The sequence below is a fragment of the Arthrobacter sp. B0316-5-4 genome (genome assembly GCF_059090325.1).
This window is the reverse complement of the sequence record NZ_JBNHFN010000002.1, coordinates 739312-758538: the sequence shown is the minus strand read 5'-3', so window position 1 is coordinate 758538 and position 19227 is coordinate 739312. Positions and strand designations below refer to the sequence as shown.

Below are 19227 nucleotides of genomic sequence, written 5' to 3'. Positions count from 1 at the left end.
GACCAGCCATTGCCAAGCCTTCTCCGCCGCGTGAAGTCCAGGATGTTCATCTTCGCGCATCGCCGCACCCTCACGTTGCTCGACGGCGAATACGGCTCGGTCTTCAAGGGCCGAAGCCTGGACTTTGACGAGTTGCGCGCCTATGTCCCGGGAGATGAAGTCAGGGACATCGATTGGAAAGCTACTGCCCGGCACGGATCACCCCTGATCAAGCGTTACGTGGCTGTTCGCCGCCATTCGGTGCTGCTCCTGGTGGACACCGGACGGAACATGGCCGCTGAGGCTTCCTCCGGTGAAGCCAAGAAGGACATCGCCGTTCACGCCGCGGGCGTCATGGGCTATCTCGCCAGCCGTCACGGTGACGATGTGGGCCTGTTGCACGGCAACGAAGCCGCCTCCCTCTACGTGCCTCCACGCGCAGGCGAGGAACACCTGGAACGCCTCCTACGGGACGTCGATGCACAGATAACCCTGGACAGTCCCGCCGGGAAGATAGCCAAGCAACTCGACTATGTCCTTCGATACCTGAAGGGACGGCTGTTGATTGTGGTGGTCGCCGATGAGTTCCTCCCGGATGACACCACGGAAGCGATGCTGCGACGACTCCGCGCCCGGCACGAAGTTCTCTGGCTCACCATCCAGGACGCCGAGCTGGCACCTACAGGGGGCAGCGTCGTCCAAGACAGCACCGACGTCCGGACCGCGGAAACGATCCCCTCACCCCTGGCAATGGATAGCAAGGTGCGCGCCGCGTACGCCACCGCCGTCAAGGAACGCACACGGCGGCGACGGGATACCTTCCGACGCCTAGGTATCGCCGAAGAACAAGCCGGTGGAAGCGAGCAGGTCCTGACCGCAATCTTCACCCTCCTCGAAAAACACCGCTCCCGCGCCTCGACCGGAAACAGGGCCGCAACGACCGGAAACCGCGCCAAAGGCGGCAGCCGTGCAGGATGACTCCGGGTTCTACGCTCCACTCAACTACCAACAGCTCTGGCTATGGCTGGGGCTTCTGCTGCTGCTCCTGGTAGCAGCCTGGTATGCCTGGGTGCTCTGGCCTGCCCGCACCAAAGCTCCTGCCCGCCAGCCAGCCGTTGCCCGCCCCACGCTGGACGCATTGCGCAGCACCTGCCTCACCGCTATCGACGCCACAGCATCAGACGCCGACGCCGGCCGCCTGCCGGAACGCGACGCCCACCAACGGTTGAGCTTCCTGGTCCGCGAGTTCGCCGGAAGTGCCACGGGGCTACCCATCACCTCCATGACGCTCGAAGAACTTCGCCGCCACGGGATGGCGGACCTGGCAACCGGGATCGCACGGATCTACCCCAACGAATTTGCGCCCCTGCCCGTCCAAACAGTCAGCCAATCCGCAGCTGCCGCCCGCCGGGTGGTGCTCGAATGGAACTGAGCTACTGGTGGGTCCTTCCCATCGCAGCCACCGTGGTGGTCCTCGCCGCCTGGCTGCACCGTCGCCGACCACCGATGCCCACCCGTGCGGTGGCGTACGGCGAGCGGCTGACCGGGCTCCCCGAATACCAGCAGGCCCTGCGCCGGCGCCGTCTACGCCTGGCGCTCGCCGTCGTCTTGGGAACAGTATTTTTGGCCGCCACCGCCACTGCCGCAGCAAGGCCCACCCAACGGACCACCGAGCAGCCGGAAATCCGCAACAGGGACATCGTGCTCTGCCTGGACGTTTCCGGGTCCATGACCGGCACCGACGCAGCCATTGCCGCCGTCTTCCAGGAACTGGCCAAGGAATTCGACGGCGAACGGATCGGCATGGTCATCTTCGACAGCAGCAGCGTTCAACTGTTTCCACTCACAGACGACTACGAGTACGCCGCCGAACAGCTCAAACTCGCCAAGGAAGCCCTGGACGACGGGGCCGGATCCTTCTTCGACGGCACCTGGAACGGCGAAGGTTCGTCCCTGATCGGTGACGGACTGGCCTCCTGCGTTCAGAGTTTCCCGGATACGGACACTGGTGGTGACCAAGGGACAGCGAAGCGCTCGCGGTCGGTGGTGCTGGCAACGGACAATTTCCTGTCAGGCGAACCGATCTTCACCCTGGAAGCGGCCGCGGCGTTGGCTGCGGGCAAGAACGTCAAAGTGCATGCCCTCAACCCGGGGGACGTGGACTACGGTGGTCAAACCGACCAACCCGGAGCTCAACTGAAGACCGCAGCAGAGCGTACGGGAGGGACCTATTACAAACTGGACAGCCCCGAAGCGGTACCGGGCATCGTCCGCGAAGTGCAGGAAACCGAAGCCACCAGCTATCGCGCAGCCCCGCAGGCAGTCGTCACGGACACGCCTGTATGGCCGCTGGGGATTGCCCTGATGGCGGGAGTCGGAATGCTCGTCGTTGGATGGCGGCTTGAACCATGACCTTCGAACCGATTCTGCCGTGGCCGGTGCTTGTGTTGGCTGGCTTCGGTATCCTCATTTTGACCGCCTGGACCCTGGTCCGGCAGCGGGGAACTCGGCTCCAAAGGCCGGTGCGGCCTGCCGCCATGCGGGGTGCCGCCGTCGTGCTTCTTCTCGTCGCCGCGATGCGGCCGGGCCTTATGGGCGGTCAGTCCGTCAGCGCTTCGTCGGAGATTGATGTCTTCTTCGTGGTGGATACCAGTACCAGCATGGCCGCGGAGGACTACCGCGGCACCGAAACGCGCCTGGCCGGGGTCAAAGAGGACGTGACCGCAGTCGCCCGGGAACTTGCCGGAGCCAAATTTTCGCTGATCACCTTTGACAGCAAAGCGACTGTCCGGATGCCGCTCACGCAGGACGCCACGGCACTGCAGACCGCCATGGCCACGCTTCAACCGCAAAGGGCACGCTACGCGTCGGGCAGCAGCGTCACCATCGCAGCCCAGCTCCTGAAGGACAGTCTCGACGCCGCGCAGAAGCACCATCCGGGACGACCGGCGCTGGTCTTCTACGCCGGTGACGGAGAAAATACCAGCGCAGAGCCGCCCACGCCCATGGATGCCTCCAACGTTGCCGGGGGAGCAGTCCTCGGTTACGGTACCGGCGAAGGCGGGCGGATGAGGGAATCGGCTGAGGGTGGCGCGGCGTACGTCAAGGACCGGGGTTCCGGCACGGCGCAGGATGCTGTCTCCCGCATTGACGAAGCACAGCTCGGGCGCATCGCCGATCAGCTCCACGTCCCCTATGCCCACAGGACAGGCGCAGAGCCAGCCTCCGACATCCTCCGTGGCATCCAGTTGGGAAACTTGACCACCACCACCGGGGACGGCGCGGGCCGGGTGGAGCTCTACTGGCTGTTCGCCCTGGCTGCGTTCCTGTTGGCAATGCATGAACCCCTGCGCCACTTCTTTGAACTCGTGAACCTGCGCCGGTCGCTGCGGAAGGAGCCAACCCCGTGAACCACCGAACAGCACGACGCCGGCCCCTGCGGCTGGTGCTCTGGTCCGCTCTTCCAGCCCTCCTGGTCCTCGCGGTTGCTGCGAAGCTCCTCAGCGTTGGCCTGTTGGGCAATGTTGCGGGGGAGTCCTTCCGCAACGGACAACACGACGACGTGGCGCGGGCAGCATCGTGGCTTGGTGTGGCCAACGTGGTGGAGCCGTATAAGGCGCCCTTTGCTTCCGGTGACGCCCATGTGCTGGCGGGGGAGTTCGCGGCAGCCCGCAGCGATTTCGAGGCCGCATTACAGGTGGGTGCCGGTGACGATGAATGTAAGGTCCGAGTCAATCTGGTCCTGAGTATCGAGAAGTTGGGCGACACCGCAGCGGACAAGGGCACGGCAGCCCGGTTGTTCAAGGAGGCGTTGGACGTTGCGGACGCTGCTCCGCTGAAATGCCGGGAAGCGGGCCCAGCCAATGCGGACGGAGAAGGCTCAACATTGGACTCGGCTGCGGCACGGCTCGCCGGCAAGGTCCCGGACGCGGCCGGGCAGGGCGGCAACGCGCCGACCACCCCGGACAAGGCAGCCGACCCGCAGGCCGGGAAACTGAAGGATCTTGGGGACAGCGCGCAACAGGCACAAAGGGAGCGGTCCGAAGGCCAGCAACGCGACGAATACCTGCGGGGTCCCGACAATGGACCGGGAGTTGACAGGCCGTGGTGACCGGCCGCCGTCGGCGTTTAATGGAGCGCTACTCCCACAGGATTTCGTCGTCCACTACGCCGTCCTCATCGGCGGCGACCACCAGGAGTTCGTCGGTGAAGTGCGAGCCGAGGGTGAAGTCCAGGACAAAGTAGCGCTCCGGTTGGCCCGGGTAGATGGCCACATGGCCCAGCTTGAGGGCGTTCAGGAAGACATCGTTGGTGAGCTGGCCCTTGTCCCGGACACCGAAAACGGACTCCAGCTGCTCTTCTTTGAGTTGTGAGCTGTGGAAATGCAGGAACTGTTGGGGGTTGGTGCCGTCCTGGTCGAGTTCGTCAGCGATCATCTCCCTGACCTGGTCCACCAGCTCGGGCAGGAAGCGCAGGCGGTAGTCCACTTTTCGCATGGCAGCTTCGTCGAAGTGGTCGTGCGCAGTGACATTGAGGTCAAGTTCAAGCGGATTGCCGCCGAGTTCATGTCTGGCAACGAAGCAATGTTCACTGCCGTGGTTGAGCTCGACTTCCCCAAAGTGTTTGCTCGCTAGCTTGCCCATGTGATCAATCTAACCCCAACCACCGGCGGGTTCCAGCAATTGCGAATATTTCACCTGCGCCGCTGGGAGCCCTTGACCGGCGCGGTTTTCAGGGGGTGGAGGCCGCTTTTTCCGGAGGAGTCCCTGAGCGTGTCGGCCAGCAATTGGGTGAACAGCTGGACCTGTGCCGTGCGCTTTTCGTTGATGAGCAGGGCGAACACATTACGGGCCAGCCTGATGTCCGGGACGTCAAGGACCACGACGCCGGGCGGCCGGTTCCGCAGGGCCAGTTCCGGTACCAGCGAAGCACCAAGGCCGGCTGCGGTCATCTCGAGGCTGGCATGGAAGTCGTCGCTGTAGGCCACGACACGAGGGTGCAGGTTGCAGCTGGCGAACAGGCGCTCAATGACCAGGGCATCGCTGGTGCCAGGGTGGTGCACAATCCACGGCATGTCGGAAAGGTGGGCTGCCTCGATTTCGGCATCTTCGCGGATCTTCCACGACGCGGGCAGGACAACGCGGAAGTCGTCGTCGCCGATCCACTGCCGTTCCAGCGAGTGGGGCCACGCCAGCCCGGACTGGCCCACCTGGTAGACCAGCGCCACATCCAGTTCGCCGCCGCTGCGCAGCCCTTGGATGGTTTGTGCCGGCTCTGCCACTGAGACCTTCAGTTCAATGCCCAATCCGTTCCAGCGCTCGTTCCGCAGGATGTCCGGCAGGACGTAGGTGGCGAGGCTGGGAAAGATGCCCAACCTAAGTTCCTGCGCCGGGGAGTCGTTGGTCCTGGACGCGGCGGCCATCAGGGCCTCAACATCCGTGAGGACCTTGGAGGCATGCCGTGTCATGGTCAGCGCCGCTTCGGTGGGGACAACGCTGCGCGCCGACCGCTGAAAGAGTTCGACGCCGGTATCACGTTCCAGTGCGGCCATCTGTTGCGAGACCGCAGAGGCTGTGTAGCCAAGCTGGGCAGCGGCGGCAGCGAACGAACCAAGGCGGGTCACCTCCATGAGTGTGCGGAGGTGGAGGAGGTTGACCATCAGCCGATTTTAGCTGTTCGCCACGCCACATTTTCAAAGTGTCACGACACGCCGTATCCACGCGACACGCTGAAGATTAAATGTGGCTAAGTAGTCCACAGGGTGTGGATGACATCTCTCAGTTTGGCGGAATCACGGACATTTTGAAGCCCCTGCCCTGTGGACGAGCGGTGGATTGAATGACATACTTGTAATACATCATCTTGGGGTTCCAGTTCGGCGGTTGCACTACATGTAGTATCGATTTACGGATTGAGCGGGAAACCAGCACAAGACAAAATCAGAGCGTGTTGGCTGTCACGGCAGCCCGCGGGCCGGTATCGGATTCAGTAATCAGTTCCGGTTGAGCCCGCCAGATACGAAGAGAATCAGACTTCAACTTAGGGGACAGGGATCATGACCGTAACGGTTTACACGAAGCCGGCCTGTGTTCAGTGCAACGCAACCTACCGGGCACTCGACAAGAAGGGCATTGCCTACCAGAGTGTCGACATCTCCCAGGATGCCGAGGCCCTTGAGCGCCTCAAGGCACTGGGTTACATGCAGGCTCCCGTTGTCGTGACCGAGCAGGACCACTGGTCTGGATTCCGCCCGGACAAGATCGAGGAACTGGCCCAGGCCGTTTCCTCCGTGGCCTGACTTTCGCCACCACACACACCAAGAATTCCTATGTAGTTGAGGTGACTCCCATGGCACCGCTGGCAGCGGCCACCGTGCGCGATGCGACGGAAGCTGTGACCACGAGGAGTCACCTCATCTATTTTTCCTCGACATCCGAGAACACCAAACGATTCGTCCAGAAACTGGGCAGGGATGCAGCGCGCATCCCGCTCTATGCCCAGGACGCTCCGCTTCACGCCCTTGAACCCTTCGTCCTTGTACTGCCTACCTATGGCGGAACGAACGGCGAAGGTTCCGTGCCGAAGCAGGTCATCAGATTTCTGAACAATCCCGGGAACAGGGAACTGATCCGCGGTGTTATCGGAGCGGGGAACACAAACTTCGCGGACAACTACTGCGCGGCGGGAGACATCATCTCCGTCAAGTGCAAGGTGCCGCATCTTTACAAATTTGAACTCATGGGGACGCCAGAAGACGTCCAACGGGTCAACGAAGGGCTGGAAAAGTTTTGGACACAACTGTCGCAGAAACAGAAGTAACCGGGGGCGCTGTGGACACGGCCAAGAAGCCGCTGCCTGAGGCCTATAAGGGCCTGGGCTATCACGAGCTCAACGCCATGCTGAACCTGTATGGCCCCAACGGTGAGATCCAGTTCGAAGCCGACCGTGAAGCTGCGCACCAGTACTTCCTGCAGCATGTGAACAACAACACCGTGTTCTTCCACGACCTGGAAGAGAAGCTCGACTACCTGGTGAAGAACCAGTACTACGAGCGCGAAACGCTCGACCAGTACACCATGAACTTCATCCGCGACCTCTTCAACCGCGCATACAAGAAGAAGTTCCGCTTCGAAACCTTCCTGGGCGCCTTCAAGTTCTACACGTCCTACACGCTGAAGACTTTCGACGGCAAGCGTTTCCTTGAGCGCTACGAAGACCGCGTCTGCATGGTTGCCCTGCACCTTGCCCGTGGCAACGAAGACCTGGCCAACCGCCTCGTCGACGAAATCATCGACGGACGTTTCCAGCCGGCCACCCCCACGTTCCTCAACGCCGGCAAGGCCCAGCGCGGCGAGCTCGTCTCCTGCTTCCTGCTCCGCATCGAAGACAACATGGAGTCGATCGCCCGCGCCATCAACTCCGCACTGCAGCTCTCCAAGCGTGGCGGCGGTGTAGCCCTTTCGCTCACCAACATCCGCGAGCACGGCGCTCCGATCAAGCAGATCGAGAACCAGTCCTCCGGCGTCATCCCCGTCATGAAGCTCCTCGAAGACAGCTTCTCCTACGCAAACCAGCTCGGTGCCCGCCAGGGTGCAGGTGCCGTTTACCTGCACGCACACCACCCGGACATCCACCGCTTCCTGGACACCAAGCGCGAGAACGCCGACGAGAAGATCCGTATCAAGACCCTTTCCCTGGGCGTCGTGGTCCCGGACATCACGTTCGAGCTCGCCAAGAAGAACGAGGACATGTACCTCTTCTCGCCGTACGACGTCGAGAAGGTCTATGGCGTTCCGTTCTCCGATATCTCGGTGACCGAGAAGTACTACGAGATGGTCGATGATTCCCGGATCAAGAAGACCAAGATCAGCGCCCGCGAGTTCTTCCAGACCCTCGCGGAGATCCAGTTCGAGTCCGGCTACCCGTACATCATGTTCGAGGACACCGTAAACCGGGCCAACCCGATCGACGGCAAGATCACCATGAGCAACCTCTGCTCGGAGATCCTGCAGGTTTCCTCGCCGTCCATCTACGCCGAAGACCTCAGCTACGAGACCGTGGGCAAGGACATTTCCTGCAACCTCGGCTCCATGAACATCGCCAAGACCATGGACTCGCCGGACTTCGGGCTCTCCATCGAGACGTCCATCCGTGCCCTCAGCGCTGTATCCGATATGTCCTACATCAACTCGGTGCCGTCGATCGCCCAGGGCAACGCCCAGAGCCACGCGATCGGCCTCGGCCAGATGAACCTGCACGGGTACCTTGCCCGTGAGCACGTCCACTACGGTTCCGAAGAGGGCCTGGACTTCACCAACATCTACTTCTACACGGTGCTGTTCCACGCTCTGCGCGCCTCAAACCGACTCTCCATCGAGACCGGCCAGAAGTTCGGCGGCTTCGAGAAGTCCACGTACGCCAGCGGCGAGTTCTTCGACAAGTACACCGAGCAGGAGTGGACTCCGGAGACCGAGCGCGTTCGCGAGCTCTTCGCCGGCCACCACATCCCCACCCAGGATGATTGGCGCGAGCTGAAGGCTTCCGTCATGGAGCACGGCATCTACAACCAGAACCTCCAGGCCGTACCGCCTACCGGTTCCATCAGCTACATCAACAACTCCACCTCGTCGATCCACCCGGTGGCCGCCAAGATCGAAATCCGCAAGGAAGGCAAGATCGGCCGCGTCTACTACCCGGCTCCGTACCTGACCAACGACAACCTGGAGTACTACCAGGATGCCTACGAAATCGGCTACGAGAAGATCATCGACACCTACGCCGCTGCCACGCAGCACGTGGACCAGGGCCTGTCCCTGACGCTGTTCTTCAAGGACACCGCCACCACGCGTGACATCAACAAGGCGCAGATCTACGCATGGCGCAAGGGCATCAAGACCCTCTACTACATCCGTCTCCGCCAGCTCGCGCTGGAAGGGACTGAGGTTGAGGGTTGCGTCAGCTGCATGCTGTAATCAACCACGCTGAAAACCAAAGAGTACGACGGCGGGCCACCACCCGCCGTCGTACGCTTACCTAAAGAACTACCCACCGCTTAAGGGGATGACATGACCGAGAAGGTCAAGCTGCTGACACACGTCGAGGCCATCAACTGGAACAAGATCCAGGACGACAAAGACGTGGAAGTCTGGAACCGACTGGTCAACAACTTCTGGCTTCCGGAAAAGGTGCCGTTGTCCAACGACGTCCAGTCGTGGCACACACTGACGCCGGATGAGCAGCAGCTCACCATGCGCGTTTTCACCGGCCTCACCTTGCTGGACACCATCCAGGGCACGGTCGGCGCTGTTTCGCTGATTCCGGATGCGATCACCCCGCACGAAGAAGCTGTGTACACCAACATTGCCTTCATGGAGTCGGTGCACGCGAAGTCCTACTCGTCCATCTTCTCCACCCTGTGCTCCACCAAGGAGATTGACGACGCTTTCCGCTGGTCGCTCGAAAACGAGAACCTGCAGAAGAAGGCGCAGATTGTCATGGACTACTACCAGGGCGACGATCCCCTGAAGCGCAAGGTTGCTTCCACCCTGCTGGAGAGCTTCCTGTTCTACTCCGGCTTCTACCTGCCCATGTACTGGTCTTCACGTGCCAAGCTCACGAACACGGCCGACCTGATCCGCCTCATCATCCGCGACGAGGCCGTGCACGGTTACTACATCGGCTACAAGTTCCAGAAGGGCCTGGAGAAGGTTTCCGAGGCCCGCAAGCAGGAAATCAAGGACTACACGTTCGAGCTGCTCTTCGAGCTGTACGAAAACGAAGTCCAGTACACGCACGACCTCTATGACGGTGTCGGCTTGGCCGAAGACGTCAAGAAGTTCCTGCACTACAACGCCAATAAGGCCCTCATGAACCTCGGCTACGAGGCCATGTTCCCGGCTTCCGTCACCGACGTGAACCCGGCCATCCTGTCGGCCCTGTCCCCGAACGCTGACGAGAACCACGACTTCTTCTCCGGTTCGGGCTCGTCTTACGTGATTGGCAAGGCTGTCAACACTGAGGACGAGGACTGGGAGTTCTAATCCTCTGACAAAGACCCTGACGCAACCACGCGCCAGGGGTTTTGACGTTAACCATCAACGGAGGCCTGGATGACTAAGTATCTGATTTCATTTCCCAGCGAAGCCATGGTGATCCCTGAAGGGGAATTCCAGGCTGTCGCCGACGCCGCGCACGCAGTGATCGAAGAGGCTAAAGAAGCAGGCGTTTACGTCTTCGGTGGCGGCATCAATGAGGACGTCGAGCCGGTTCGCGTCGCGGCGGACGGCGCCGTGGAGCCTGGTACCTATCCGGGTCATTGGGTGCCCAACGGTGGTTACACAGTTCTTGAGTTGCCGACCCGTGAAGCAGCCATCGAGTGGGCAGCAAGAATTGCTGCTGCGTGCCGATGTTCCCAGGAACTGCGGGAGTTCCAGTACGATCCTGCGAGCTAAGTTCTTCGGTATCCGGGCAGTGGGGGTGCTTGTGATTGGTAGCTGTGCCCGGTGGGAGTGGTGACGGTGAATGCGTGCCGGCTTCCTGCTTCGGTTGCCGCCTTCCAGCCGGGGTGTTCTTTGGTGTGGTTGCAGGCTTCGCAGAGTCCGGCACCGTTCTCGGCCGTGGTGGGACCGCCTGAACGCCACGGGATGATGTGGTCCAGGTGTTTGATGGGCGCGTCGCAGTAGGGGGTGCGGCAGGTGTTGTCGCGTGTTTCGATGAGGCGTCGTATTCCTGGTGGGAAGAAGCGTGCCCGTGAGTCGGTGGCGAGCAGTTCACCGGTCCCTGGGGCGGTGTAAAGCCGGCGTAGCCAGATGTAGTACTCCTGGTCCCTGCCGGAGGGTTCGGCTGCTACGAGTTCCCTGGCCCACCCGGCGGGGACGATCCCGTACCCGTTCAGCCGTGCCGGTTCGCTGTCCCCGGCCAGGAGGGTCCGGTCGGTCATCACCAGTTGCAGGTCGATTCCCGAATACCCGGCCGCGGTCCCGGTGATCCGTTCGACCAGGGTGTCGGCCATGACCTGGCCCTTGGACCGGGTATCACCGTCGGACCGGGCCGTTCCGGCGGCGCGGGTGAGTGCCGCGAAGGCTGCGACTCCTTGGGCAACGGGCAGCAAGGCGGTCAGGTAGGTCATGGTGTCCGGTGCCGGGCGGAGGCTGACATACCGCTCGGACGCGGCGTGCGCTGCGCGTTCGGTGACCGAGCGGGGGTCCCGCCGGTACGCGGCTGCTTTGACGGCTGCGGTGATGGCTTTGTCCCCGGCACCATCGAACGTCCCGGCGTCCGGGGCGAGTTCGGCATCCACCGCGGCCCGGTCCTCCACGGACAAGCACGCGGTTTCCTTGACCAGCAGCGTGGCCCGCCACTCGTTCAACTGCCCGGATTCCAGGGCGGCCATGGTGTGCGGCATCTCCGTGACCAAGGCCTTGGCCAGGCCCAGCAGCCGGGAGCCCTTGTTCGGGGATTCCCGCCGGGCCAACGCCACCTGCGCCGCAACGCCCTTGCCCCGCTCCGAAGCCGGGACACCGTTCCGGGCTTGTTCCTGTCGCTGGGCCAAATCGAAAGCCACAGCAATCTTGGCCTGCAAACTCGAAATCGCCGACTTCATATCCTCCAGCACCCGCAACTGGTCTATGAGATCGCTGCTGATGGTGCGGGGAGCGTTGCCGACCGCGTGCGGCATCACTGAACGCCGGGGGACAGGCTGGAGTGATTCCCCTGCGGAAGGAAAAGGCAGTGATGCAACAGCTGTTGTTGATTGCCTCTCCCGGATCTGCTCCATGATCACACTCTGGCAGGTAGCACCGACATTTTTAGAGGCTTCAGTTGTCGAGCCAAACGCTATCGGGGGATTAGCCCATCGGCAGATGGTGCAGTAATTTTCGGAGTGCACGAACAGTCCGTACGTTTATGATTCGGATCTCCCACTCGCGGACAGATTCCGGTGGTCGCTTCAGGGGTTTTCTGTGCTTTGCATTCAGATGCTTTCGCGAAGAGAACTGCACCGAGAGGGCAGCTGTCGAAACGGCTACTGTCCCAATGGCCAGCCAAGGCCCGATCCCGTCATCATGTGAACCAGCGATCCAGGAGGCAATGAGCGCTGAGTTGAGCACGAGCGTGACTGCCAAGCCCAGCGTCGCCATGGTCAGCAACCAGGAGTATCCACGGACTCGGCGTGTTGCCAGCTCAAGCAGGTCACGTCCGTGTTGACGGTCAGAGGCGATATGCGAGGCCCAGCTTTCCCTGAGCGCGCCGTTGCTTGCTCCAAGGTCCGCCTCATACCTGTGAAGGGCCGCATTGGCCGTTGCCAAGTCCGTTCGGGAAACGGCGAGGGAGTGCTTGACGGCTGATAGTTCTCTATCGAGCCTGGCAACCTTTCGGCGCTCGGCGCCAAGGCTTTCCTTGAAGGACGTCGGGTACTTTTTCCCAGGTGCCGCGGCGCTGACTGCGGGGGTCGTGATAGCCACCGCGGCGGCGGTTGGGGTTGTGAAGGAGGCGATGGCTGCCCGGTCGGCGATGGAAACATCCTCACGGTGCCCTATGCCGGTGATAACGGGCACGGGCGATTCAAGGATGGCCCGGGCCAACTCTTCATCCTGGAACCCCCGCATGGACCGCCAGTGCCCGCCGCCTCGCGTAATGACTACAAGATCATGACCGTTCCTGCGCGCTTCATCGCAGTAGGTTCGGAGGGTCGCGGCTGCCGACTGACCACTCAAGCTCATGTGACGATACGTGATTTCCGGCTTTTCGCCACTCTTCGAAATGCTCAGGTGGTGCTTGAAGTCCTCGACGCCCTGAGATTTTTCCGGCGAGATCACAGTGATCTTGCGTAATCGTCCCAACGAAAAACCACCTTTGGCGCCCTCATATATGGCGTCATCATCGGCGTGGAGTCTCGAGTGACCCGGAAAGTCTTCCTTGAGCGCTTGAAGCGTTAGGCGATCCTTCAGCAGCATCGCACCTTTGAGGGAGAAATCCGAAGAAATGTCAGTGACTTTCAAATAGATGTCGCCGGTCTCGGGCCACATTCGCAGTTGTCCGGAAACCTCCAGCTCCATGCCGTCAATCATGGCCGCGTTGAAGCTCTCTCCAGCCGCATCGAAGGCCCTTTTGATGGTAGTCAGTTCGGCATTCCACACCCTCGCTGGGAGGACGTAGGTCCGCTCGCCATTCACCGTCACCAGGTCAAAGGTCCATCCCGATGCTTTGGGCTCTGCGTTCCGACACTCGGCAATGACGGTGAGGGCCAGCGCCTGCAGGGGACCGCGAATCTCCTCATAGACCTGTTGAACACTTTTGGCCGATGGCGTCCAATCTTCCAATCCGATATCGATTCCCGTCATTCCCGAATGCTCCCCTCCGCCGGGTCGTGGTTACGTCTGAATAGTAGTGATGTGGGGCGGCCCTTTCTGACGGTATGAACCGTCCCACCCTTGTCCGCGTCCCATCTTCAGGGCAAGATGTAGGCCAACTTTGAAAGGACGTCCCATGGTGCAGCTTGAGAAGTTTGAGAAGTACCTGATCGAGGAGTTCTACGACGATTACCGCTCGGGCGAAATGTCGCACGGGACGTTCACCCGGCGGGTGGCCTTCATCATGGGAAGCATGACCGCCACGGCGGCGGCCATGACGTTGGTGGGCTGTACACCGCAGGAGATACCGAGGGGAACGGATCCGATGCCGACACCAACGGCCACCGGATCTGCGGCCTCCAACGGCACTGCCACCACAGCCGTGCCCAACGCCAAGAGCCCTTTGTCAGTCCCGGAAGGCGCAGCGGGGCTGACCACGGACACAGTCAATTTCCAGTCGCAAGGAACGGAAATCAGTGGCTACCTGGCCCGGCCCGAGGACGGAGGGCAACACCCCGCCGTCCTGATCTGCCACGAAAACCGCGGCCTGACGCCGCATATCCAAGACGTAGGCCGACGCTTCGCCAAGCAAGGATACGTCGCGCTGGCCGTGGACCTTCTCAGCAGGGAAGGCGGCACGGCCAACATGGACCCGGATGCCGTTCCTGGTGCACTGACCCAGGCCGGCGCAGCACGCCATGTGGGTGATTTCAAAGCCGCCTTCGAGTACCTCAACGGCCAGGGCTTCGTGGAGCAGGGCCGTATCGCCATGATCGGTTTCTGCTTCGGCGGCGGCATCACATGGCGGGCGAGCACAGAGATTCCAGGACTCAAAGCAACGAGCGCCTTCTACGGCCCGGCCCCGGACTTGGCTAAGGTGCCCACCATCAAACCGGCAGTCATGGGTGTGTATGCCGAGAAGGATGCGCGAATCACGGGCCCCATGCCGCAACTCCAGGAAGCGCTGGACAAGACCAGCGTCAAGCACCAGCTCAAGGTGTATCCCGGCGTGGACCATGCCTTCCATAACGACACCAGTGACCGCTACGTGGAAGCCCAGGCCACGGCGGCCTGGAACGACACCCTGGCGTGGTTCGAGGAGAACGTCTAGCCGCGCAACCGGGCGGCTTCGCTCGCGAGCTCTGCCTCCAACGTCTCGATGCTGGGCAGGCTGGACACCAACTCGTCCGGCAATGAGTCGGCAAGGGACGTTTTCCATTCCGCGATGCCCACGGGTGCGTTGAAGCCACGGAGCGCGTACTCCGCCACCACGCTGTTCTTCTCCTTGCACAGCAGCAAACCAATGGTTGGCTTGTCGTCGGGATGCGCCATCAGGTCATCCACAGCGGCCATGTACATGCCCAACTGCCCCAGGAATCCTGGTTCGAACTTCACTGCCTTGAGTTCAATCACCATGTAGCAGCGCAGCTTCAGGTGGTAGAAGAGAAGGTCCGCGAAGAACTCGTCGCCGGCGATTTCCAGCCGGACCTGCTCGCCAACAAAGGCGAAACCCTGGCCCAGCTCCAGCAGGAATTTCTCCACATGCTTCACCAACTGGACCTCCAGATCCCTCTCGGTGTGTCGATCGGTCATGGCCAGGAAGTCAAAAACGTAGGGGTCTTTGGTTGCCTGCTGCGCGAGGTCGGAGTCCGCACGGACCATGGTGGAAGCGAAGTTGGTGATGGCCTGCCCGGAGCGCTCGTGCAATCGGGTGGAGATCTGGTGCGTCAAAACGTTGCGCGACCATCCGTGCTGGGCAGCGGCCGCGGCGTACCAAAGGCGCGTGGCGGCGTCGTCGAGCTTTTCCAGCAGGGCGATCTGGTGGTACCAGGGCAATGTTGCAAGCGGCGCTTGCAACATTGGAAAGTCCGGCCACGCCTGCGCGAAGCTCTTCATGTACCGCAGGTTCCTGGGGGAGAAGCCCTTCGCTTCGGGGAACCGCGTGCGGATATCGGCAGACAACCGCGTGACCACCTTAGCGCCCCAGCCTTGCTCAGATTCGCGTTCGGCCAGTTGCCGCCCGATGCTCCAGTAGGAATTCAACAGCTCGCTATTGGCCGCCGCCATCGCCCGGGTGCGGCCCACGCGGACTTCCCGCGCCACGGTGTTGAGCAGGGTGGGGTACCAGTCGGGCATCGACGATGCGGCGGGAACACTTGGGAATGACGCCTCGGCGGCGAGCTCTTGGGACGGCATATGTCTCCTGTCAGTGGCTGGTAAAACCACGGTAGGGGGAGGCTCTGACAAAATAGGCGGGTGAGTGAGGCTGGTGAATTCGTGGACTACACGCTGCAGATGGAATCGACCTGGGAGAAAGCTGCCGAGCTCAGCGAGCGCCTCGGCGAAGGCCTGAAAGTCTATGGAGCATCGGTGGGCGCAGTACGCGGAACAGTCCGGGACGCCCTGAAGCGATACAAGAATCTCAGCCACGACGACATCACGGCACTGAGCTCGGAGCTGTGGGAAGAGCCGGTGTTCGAGCGGCGGCTGGCAGCGGTGGTCCTGCTCCAGAGCAAGGTAGCTTTGCTGGTCAACACGGACCTGACCCGCATTGAAGGCTTTATCCGGCGGGCCGGAACCCGGGAACTGGTGGATCCCCTGGCCAAAGATGTGGTGCGGCCACTGCTGGCCAGGCTTGAGGGTTTGGCAAGGGAGAGGGCTGACCGGGTGTTGGAGCGGTGGGCAGGCGACCCGGACCTTGAACTGCAATATGCCGCTGGCCTTGCCGCCGCGGAATAAGCCCTGAGCCGCACCCTAGCCCCTTGATAAGCACCAGCGGGCCGCCTACCGTTTCCATCAACACATGCCACGTGCCAATTCCGTGAATTGAGAGGCAGGTTGTTCGATGAAATCACTGTGGTTGGAAAGGGAATCCGTCTTTAAGTCCGATCCCGTTCCACAGGAGAAGCACTTTGACTCGATAGTGGTGGGAGCGGGCATTACGGGGATGGTGGCTGCACTGTTGTTGTCCCGGTCCGGCCAGCGGGTGTCGGTTTTCGAAGCCCGAACGCTGGGGGCGGTGACCACAGGCAACACCACCGGCAAGTTGAGCCTCTTGCAAGGCGGCGCGTTGTCAGCCCTGCGCAGCCAGTACCCGCTGAAGGTGGTGCAGGCGTATGTGGAGGCCAACAAGACGGGGCAGGCGTGGCTCACCCAGTACATGGAGCAGCAAGCTGTCCCGTTCCAGCGCCGTACTGCCATCACCTTCGCAACCACCGACGACGGCGGCCAGCGGCTCCGGAAGGAAGCTGCGGTCTCGCGGGACGCGGGCTTGGATGTCCATTTCAGCCGTGACGCCGGCTTGCCGTTCAAGGTAGTGGAGGCGCTGGAACTTGAGGGCCAGGCGCAGATCCATCCCATGGAGGTCCTGGATGCCTTGGCCCGGGATATCCGGGAACATGGCGGCCTGGTTGTTGAAGGTGTGCAGGTTCAAAACGTCAGTGGCGACCGTCCCCTGAGCGTCACCACCAGGAAGGGCAGTTTCACCGCGGACACAGTGGTTCTCGCGACGGGCACACCCATCCTGGACCGCGGCCTGTACTTCGCCAAGCTGGAGCCGAACCGATCCTACGCGGCCGCTTTGAGGGTGCCGGCTGCCATTCCCCAAGGCATGTACCTGTCCATTGATTCGCCCACGCGGTCCCAGCGCACCTACCCGGCAGCGGAGGCGGAACTGTTGCTGGTGGGCGGTTACGGGCATGCTGGTGGCCGGGCGACATCGCCACGACAACATCTGGACGATCTCCTCGGATGGGCCAGCCAGCACTATCCGGGGGCCGAGGTCACCCATACGTGGTCCGCCCAGGACTACCAGGCGACCAACCTCATGCCTTTCTTTGGCAAACTTCCCCGCGGCAAGGGGCGGATCTTCTTCGGAACCGGATACAACAAATGGGGCATGAGCAACGGGGTTGCGGCGGCCCTGTCCATCACTTCGGACATTTTGGGCGGCCACTCTGACTGGGCCGCCACCATCCACCACCGGGTCACCTCGCCCAAGGGGGCGGCCGAAGCCATCCGGCATAACGCGGACATCGCCCGCAGGATGGTGGAGGACAAATCCAAGGTCAAAGCCAACCCGGAGATCACGGACGAAACCCACCCGCCCGAGGGGAGCGGCGTCGTCGGCCTCTATAAGGGCGAGCCAGCGGCTGTGTCCACCGTGGACGGAAAAGTCTGCATGGTGTCCGCCAGCTGCGCGCACCTGGGCGGGCTGCTGGGTTGGAACGATGCGGAGAAGTCATGGGACTGTCCGTTGCACGGTTCGCGGTTCACTCCGGAGGGCAAGTACCTTGAGGGGCCCGCAACCCACCACCTGCAAAAGTCGCCGGTCAAGAAGAAGGACTAACTCAACCGCTCTACGCGTCGTTGGGCCTGGTCCGCGGTGCGGCGTTGCTGCGTCGCGGCCCTGACCGCGAGCTTCTTGGTGGATTCGGCGGTGTCCGCGTCCCTGGTGAGGCCGATCAGTTCGGCCTCCAGCTCCGCCAGGCGGCGTTTGGCTTCCTCGATGTCGGTTTTGAGTTTCGCCCGCCGGTCCGTCAGGTCCTTCACGACGTCCCACGCCTTGGCCGCCGCTCCTTCGGCTTCCCGAGCCTCATGATCGGCCGCCTCGAAGTCGGTGCGGGCTTCTTCCAGCGCCGCCGTCCGCTTGGCTGCCCGCCGATCGGCCAAGGAGGTAGCTTCTTCCTGGGATGCCTTTTTGGGCGCCCGTGTTTCCTTGGGAGGCTCCGGCCTATTCCGCTTCTTTGGTGTGGCCGCCTCTTTCGGCGCAGCTTCGGCTTCCGCAACAACTGTGTCCCCGGGCCTGGCCGCAGCCACCGCATCCGTCAGGTCCACTGACTCGAATCCGCTCCCGCTCAGCCCCCGTACCAGCCTGCCAGTCGCCACGGCCGCGGCGGCTCCGGCATCAGCCATCGCCGCCCTGAGGGTCTGTTCGACGTCGGCAGCCGCTGCCGCACTCAGCCGCGCTCCCAGCTCGCCCGCCAGGTCTTTGGCTGCGTGCACGGCCGACGTCAGCTCACCTTGGCGTTGCTGTCCGAGTGAGCGGAAAGCTTCTGCGTCCGACGCTTCCTGCGCAGATCGGAGGGACACGCCAAAACGTACGACGCCGTCAATCACCTCGGGTTTGTGAACGGCCAGCATGTTGATGGCCCAGGCGCCCGCGGCCGGCTTGGGTAGGCTGCCGATCTCCTTGGCCAGGTCCTTTTCGCCGTCATCTTTGGCCTTTCGGGCCAACGCCGTGCGCTGGGCTGTGAAGTCGCGAGGCAAAGCGGCGTACAGCTCCTGGGCGGCGTCGCGGAGATCCATGGACCCATCCTAGGGTTCCCTCAGGCCAACCCAGCGGAGCAAATCCGCAGAGGGCGAGTGCTTAGGGTAGCCTAAGTCGAGTGGACCAGATCATGAGCTTGCCCTTCGGCGTCGCCCTCGCGGCGCTTTTCGCCATTGTCATGATCCGCGTCAATGTCACGTATTGGATTGGCCGGGGAGCGGTTGCCGGGTTTGCCCACACCCGCTTCGGCAACTCCTTGGAGCGACCCAAAGCAGCCCGCGCACAAGCCCTCATCCAGCGGTGGGGGCCGTACGCCGTCGTGCTTTCCTTCCTGACCATTGGCTTGCAGACAGCCATCAACCTGGCAGCCGGCGCGGCCCGTATGCCGCTGCGCCGCTACCTGCCGGCAGCCGTCATTGGATCGGTGGTCTGGGCCCTGCTGTACGCCACCATTGGCCTCGCCGCCTTGGAAGCCTGGCTGGCGGTGGCAGCGGCGTCCCCTGTGGGTGCTGCGCTGGGCATCGCCGCTTTGGCAGCGGTGGTGGTCTGGGTTGTTGTGTTCCGCCGGCGTCGGGCAGCGGCCAAATCAGCGGATACAGTGGTCTGAGTTCTACAGCTGGATCGGCGAAA

At 62.3% G+C, this 19227-nt stretch carries 20 protein-coding genes; 14 read left to right on the top strand and 6 right to left on the bottom strand.

All coding sequences use genetic code 11. The features are described from left to right. Positions 1–9 precede the first annotated feature (9 nt). The 5 genes from AC5RU9_RS07810 to AC5RU9_RS07790 are packed head-to-tail and all read left to right on the top strand — an operon-like array spanning position 10 to position 4090. Entirely contained in the window at positions 10–957 is a 948-nt protein-coding gene (locus AC5RU9_RS07810; RefSeq protein WP_494015970.1) for a DUF58 domain-containing protein, read from the top strand. Then, the gene (locus AC5RU9_RS07805; protein WP_494015969.1) at positions 947–1411 is read left to right on the top strand and encodes a hypothetical protein; all 465 of its coding nucleotides are present in this window, start codon (positions 947–949) and stop codon (positions 1409–1411) included. The genes AC5RU9_RS07810 and AC5RU9_RS07805 overlap by 11 nt, the downstream gene beginning before the upstream one ends. Further along, positions 1402–2391, top strand: coding sequence for a vWA domain-containing protein (locus tag AC5RU9_RS07800; RefSeq protein ID WP_494015968.1), 990 nt, complete (start codon positions 1402–1404; stop codon positions 2389–2391). The genes AC5RU9_RS07805 and AC5RU9_RS07800 overlap by 10 nt, the downstream gene beginning before the upstream one ends. Next, entirely contained in the window at positions 2388–3389 is a 1002-nt protein-coding gene (locus tag AC5RU9_RS07795) for a vWA domain-containing protein (protein WP_494015967.1), read from the top strand. Before AC5RU9_RS07800 ends, AC5RU9_RS07795 begins: the two co-directional genes overlap by 4 nt. Beyond that, entirely contained in the window at positions 3386–4090 is a 705-nt protein-coding gene (locus AC5RU9_RS07790; protein WP_494015966.1) for a hypothetical protein, read from the top strand. Before AC5RU9_RS07795 ends, AC5RU9_RS07790 begins: the two co-directional genes overlap by 4 nt. A 28-nt stretch (positions 4091–4118) precedes the next feature. Here AC5RU9_RS07790 and AC5RU9_RS07785 read toward each other — a convergent pair whose 3' ends face one another. Together AC5RU9_RS07785 and AC5RU9_RS07780 are read right to left on the bottom strand one after the other, a co-directional pair. Then, complete coding sequence (locus tag AC5RU9_RS07785; protein WP_494015965.1) at positions 4119–4622, bottom strand: DUF2004 domain-containing protein; 504 nt, start codon at positions 4620–4622, stop codon at positions 4119–4121. A 50-nt stretch (positions 4623–4672) separates the two neighbouring features. Beyond that, entirely contained in the window at positions 4673–5638 is a 966-nt protein-coding gene (locus tag AC5RU9_RS07780) for a LysR family transcriptional regulator (RefSeq protein ID WP_494015964.1), read from the bottom strand. Positions 5639–6034: 396 nt separating this feature from the next. Between AC5RU9_RS07780 and nrdH the strand changes: the two genes are divergently transcribed. The 5 genes from nrdH (at position 6035) to AC5RU9_RS07755 (ending at position 10430) form a co-directional block, all read left to right on the top strand. Then, positions 6035–6277: a glutaredoxin-like protein NrdH gene (nrdH, locus tag AC5RU9_RS07775; protein WP_011775022.1), complete on the top strand. Its 243-nt coding sequence runs from the start codon at positions 6035–6037 to the stop codon at positions 6275–6277. Between the two features lie 50 nt (positions 6278–6327). Then, positions 6328–6798: a class Ib ribonucleoside-diphosphate reductase assembly flavoprotein NrdI gene (gene nrdI / locus AC5RU9_RS07770; RefSeq protein ID WP_211712246.1), complete on the top strand. Its 471-nt coding sequence runs from the start codon at positions 6328–6330 to the stop codon at positions 6796–6798. 11 nt (positions 6799–6809) lie between these two features. Next, positions 6810–8951, top strand: a complete 2142-nt coding sequence (gene nrdE, locus AC5RU9_RS07765) for a class 1b ribonucleoside-diphosphate reductase subunit alpha (RefSeq protein ID WP_494016073.1) — start codon at positions 6810–6812, stop codon at positions 8949–8951. A gap of 93 nt (positions 8952–9044) precedes the next feature. Then, entirely contained in the window at positions 9045–10019 is a 975-nt protein-coding gene (gene nrdF, locus AC5RU9_RS07760; RefSeq protein WP_011775019.1) for a class 1b ribonucleoside-diphosphate reductase subunit beta, read from the top strand. Positions 10020–10088: 69 nt separating this feature from the next. Further along, complete coding sequence (locus tag AC5RU9_RS07755; RefSeq protein WP_494015963.1) at positions 10089–10430, top strand: YciI family protein; 342 nt, start codon at positions 10089–10091, stop codon at positions 10428–10430. Here AC5RU9_RS07755 and AC5RU9_RS07750 read toward each other — a convergent pair. Together AC5RU9_RS07750 and AC5RU9_RS07745 are read right to left on the bottom strand one after the other, a co-directional pair. Further along, a complete protein-coding gene (locus AC5RU9_RS07750) occupies positions 10427–11656 on the bottom strand; it encodes an HNH endonuclease (protein WP_494016072.1) in 1230 nt (409 codons plus the stop codon). The genes AC5RU9_RS07755 and AC5RU9_RS07750 overlap by 4 nt on opposite strands. A 169-nt stretch (positions 11657–11825) precedes the next feature. Beyond that, on the bottom strand, positions 11826–13319 hold the full coding sequence (locus AC5RU9_RS07745; protein ID WP_494015962.1) for an exodeoxyribonuclease VII large subunit: 1494 nt from the start codon (positions 13317–13319) through the stop codon (positions 11826–11828). Positions 13320–13464: 145 nt separating this feature from the next. Between AC5RU9_RS07745 and AC5RU9_RS07740 the strand changes: the two genes are divergently transcribed. Then, on the top strand, positions 13465–14439 hold the full coding sequence (locus tag AC5RU9_RS07740; protein WP_494015961.1) for a dienelactone hydrolase family protein: 975 nt from the start codon (positions 13465–13467) through the stop codon (positions 14437–14439). On the opposite strand, the gene AC5RU9_RS07735 is transcribed toward AC5RU9_RS07740, so the two are convergent. Continuing rightward, positions 14436–15524, bottom strand: coding sequence for a PDDEXK nuclease domain-containing protein (locus AC5RU9_RS07735; RefSeq protein ID WP_494015960.1), 1089 nt, complete (start codon positions 15522–15524; stop codon positions 14436–14438). The genes AC5RU9_RS07740 and AC5RU9_RS07735 overlap by 4 nt on opposite strands. Before the next feature lie 60 nt (positions 15525–15584). On the opposite strand from AC5RU9_RS07735, the gene AC5RU9_RS07730 reads away from it, so the two are divergent. Beyond that, positions 15585–16067 (top strand): DNA alkylation repair protein, encoded by a 483-nt coding sequence (locus AC5RU9_RS07730; RefSeq protein ID WP_494015959.1) that lies wholly within the window; start codon positions 15585–15587, stop codon positions 16065–16067. A 106-nt stretch (positions 16068–16173) separates the two neighbouring features. Continuing rightward, positions 16174–17676 carry an FAD-dependent oxidoreductase gene (locus AC5RU9_RS07725; RefSeq protein WP_494015958.1) on the top strand — a complete coding sequence of 501 codons (1503 nt, stop codon included), beginning with the start codon at positions 16174–16176 and terminating at the stop codon, positions 17674–17676. Here AC5RU9_RS07725 and AC5RU9_RS07720 read toward each other — a convergent pair. Beyond that, a complete protein-coding gene (locus AC5RU9_RS07720; RefSeq protein WP_494015957.1) occupies positions 17673–18635 on the bottom strand; it encodes a hypothetical protein in 963 nt (320 codons plus the stop codon). The two genes, AC5RU9_RS07725 and AC5RU9_RS07720, sit on opposite strands and share 4 nt — an antisense overlap. A 92-nt stretch (positions 18636–18727) precedes the next feature. Between AC5RU9_RS07720 and AC5RU9_RS07715 the strand changes: the two genes are divergently transcribed. Beyond that, positions 18728–19204, top strand: coding sequence for a DedA family protein (locus AC5RU9_RS07715; RefSeq protein ID WP_494015956.1), 477 nt, complete (start codon positions 18728–18730; stop codon positions 19202–19204). The last annotated feature ends 23 nt before the right edge of the window (positions 19205–19227 follow it).

Coding starts and splice junctions, on each gene's coding strand:
- AC5RU9_RS07795 (WP_494015967.1), top strand. CDS start 2,388: ATGACCTTCGAACCGATTCTGCCGTGGCCGGTGCTTGTGTTGGCTGGC.
- AC5RU9_RS07735 (WP_494015960.1), bottom strand. CDS start 15,524: ATGCCGTCCCAAGAGCTCGCCGCCGAGGCGTCATTCCCAAGTGTTCCC.
- AC5RU9_RS07745 (WP_494015962.1), bottom strand. CDS start 13,319: ATGACGGGAATCGATATCGGATTGGAAGATTGGACGCCATCGGCCAAA.
- AC5RU9_RS07720 (WP_494015957.1), bottom strand. CDS start 18,635: ATGGATCTCCGCGACGCCGCCCAGGAGCTGTACGCCGCTTTGCCTCGC.
- nrdF (WP_011775019.1), top strand. CDS start 9,045: ATGACCGAGAAGGTCAAGCTGCTGACACACGTCGAGGCCATCAACTGG.
- AC5RU9_RS07715 (WP_494015956.1), top strand. CDS start 18,728: ATGAGCTTGCCCTTCGGCGTCGCCCTCGCGGCGCTTTTCGCCATTGTC.
- AC5RU9_RS07800 (WP_494015968.1), top strand. CDS start 1,402: ATGGAACTGAGCTACTGGTGGGTCCTTCCCATCGCAGCCACCGTGGTG.
- AC5RU9_RS07740 (WP_494015961.1), top strand. CDS start 13,465: ATGGTGCAGCTTGAGAAGTTTGAGAAGTACCTGATCGAGGAGTTCTAC.
- AC5RU9_RS07755 (WP_494015963.1), top strand. CDS start 10,089: ATGACTAAGTATCTGATTTCATTTCCCAGCGAAGCCATGGTGATCCCT.
- AC5RU9_RS07725 (WP_494015958.1), top strand. CDS start 16,174: ATGAAATCACTGTGGTTGGAAAGGGAATCCGTCTTTAAGTCCGATCCC.
- AC5RU9_RS07750 (WP_494016072.1), bottom strand. CDS start 11,656: ATGCCGCACGCGGTCGGCAACGCTCCCCGCACCATCAGCAGCGATCTC.
- nrdH (WP_011775022.1), top strand. CDS start 6,035: ATGACCGTAACGGTTTACACGAAGCCGGCCTGTGTTCAGTGCAACGCA.
- AC5RU9_RS07785 (WP_494015965.1), bottom strand. CDS start 4,622: ATGGGCAAGCTAGCGAGCAAACACTTTGGGGAAGTCGAGCTCAACCAC.
- nrdI (WP_211712246.1), top strand. CDS start 6,328: ATGGCACCGCTGGCAGCGGCCACCGTGCGCGATGCGACGGAAGCTGTG.
- AC5RU9_RS07780 (WP_494015964.1), bottom strand. CDS start 5,638: ATGGTCAACCTCCTCCACCTCCGCACACTCATGGAGGTGACCCGCCTT.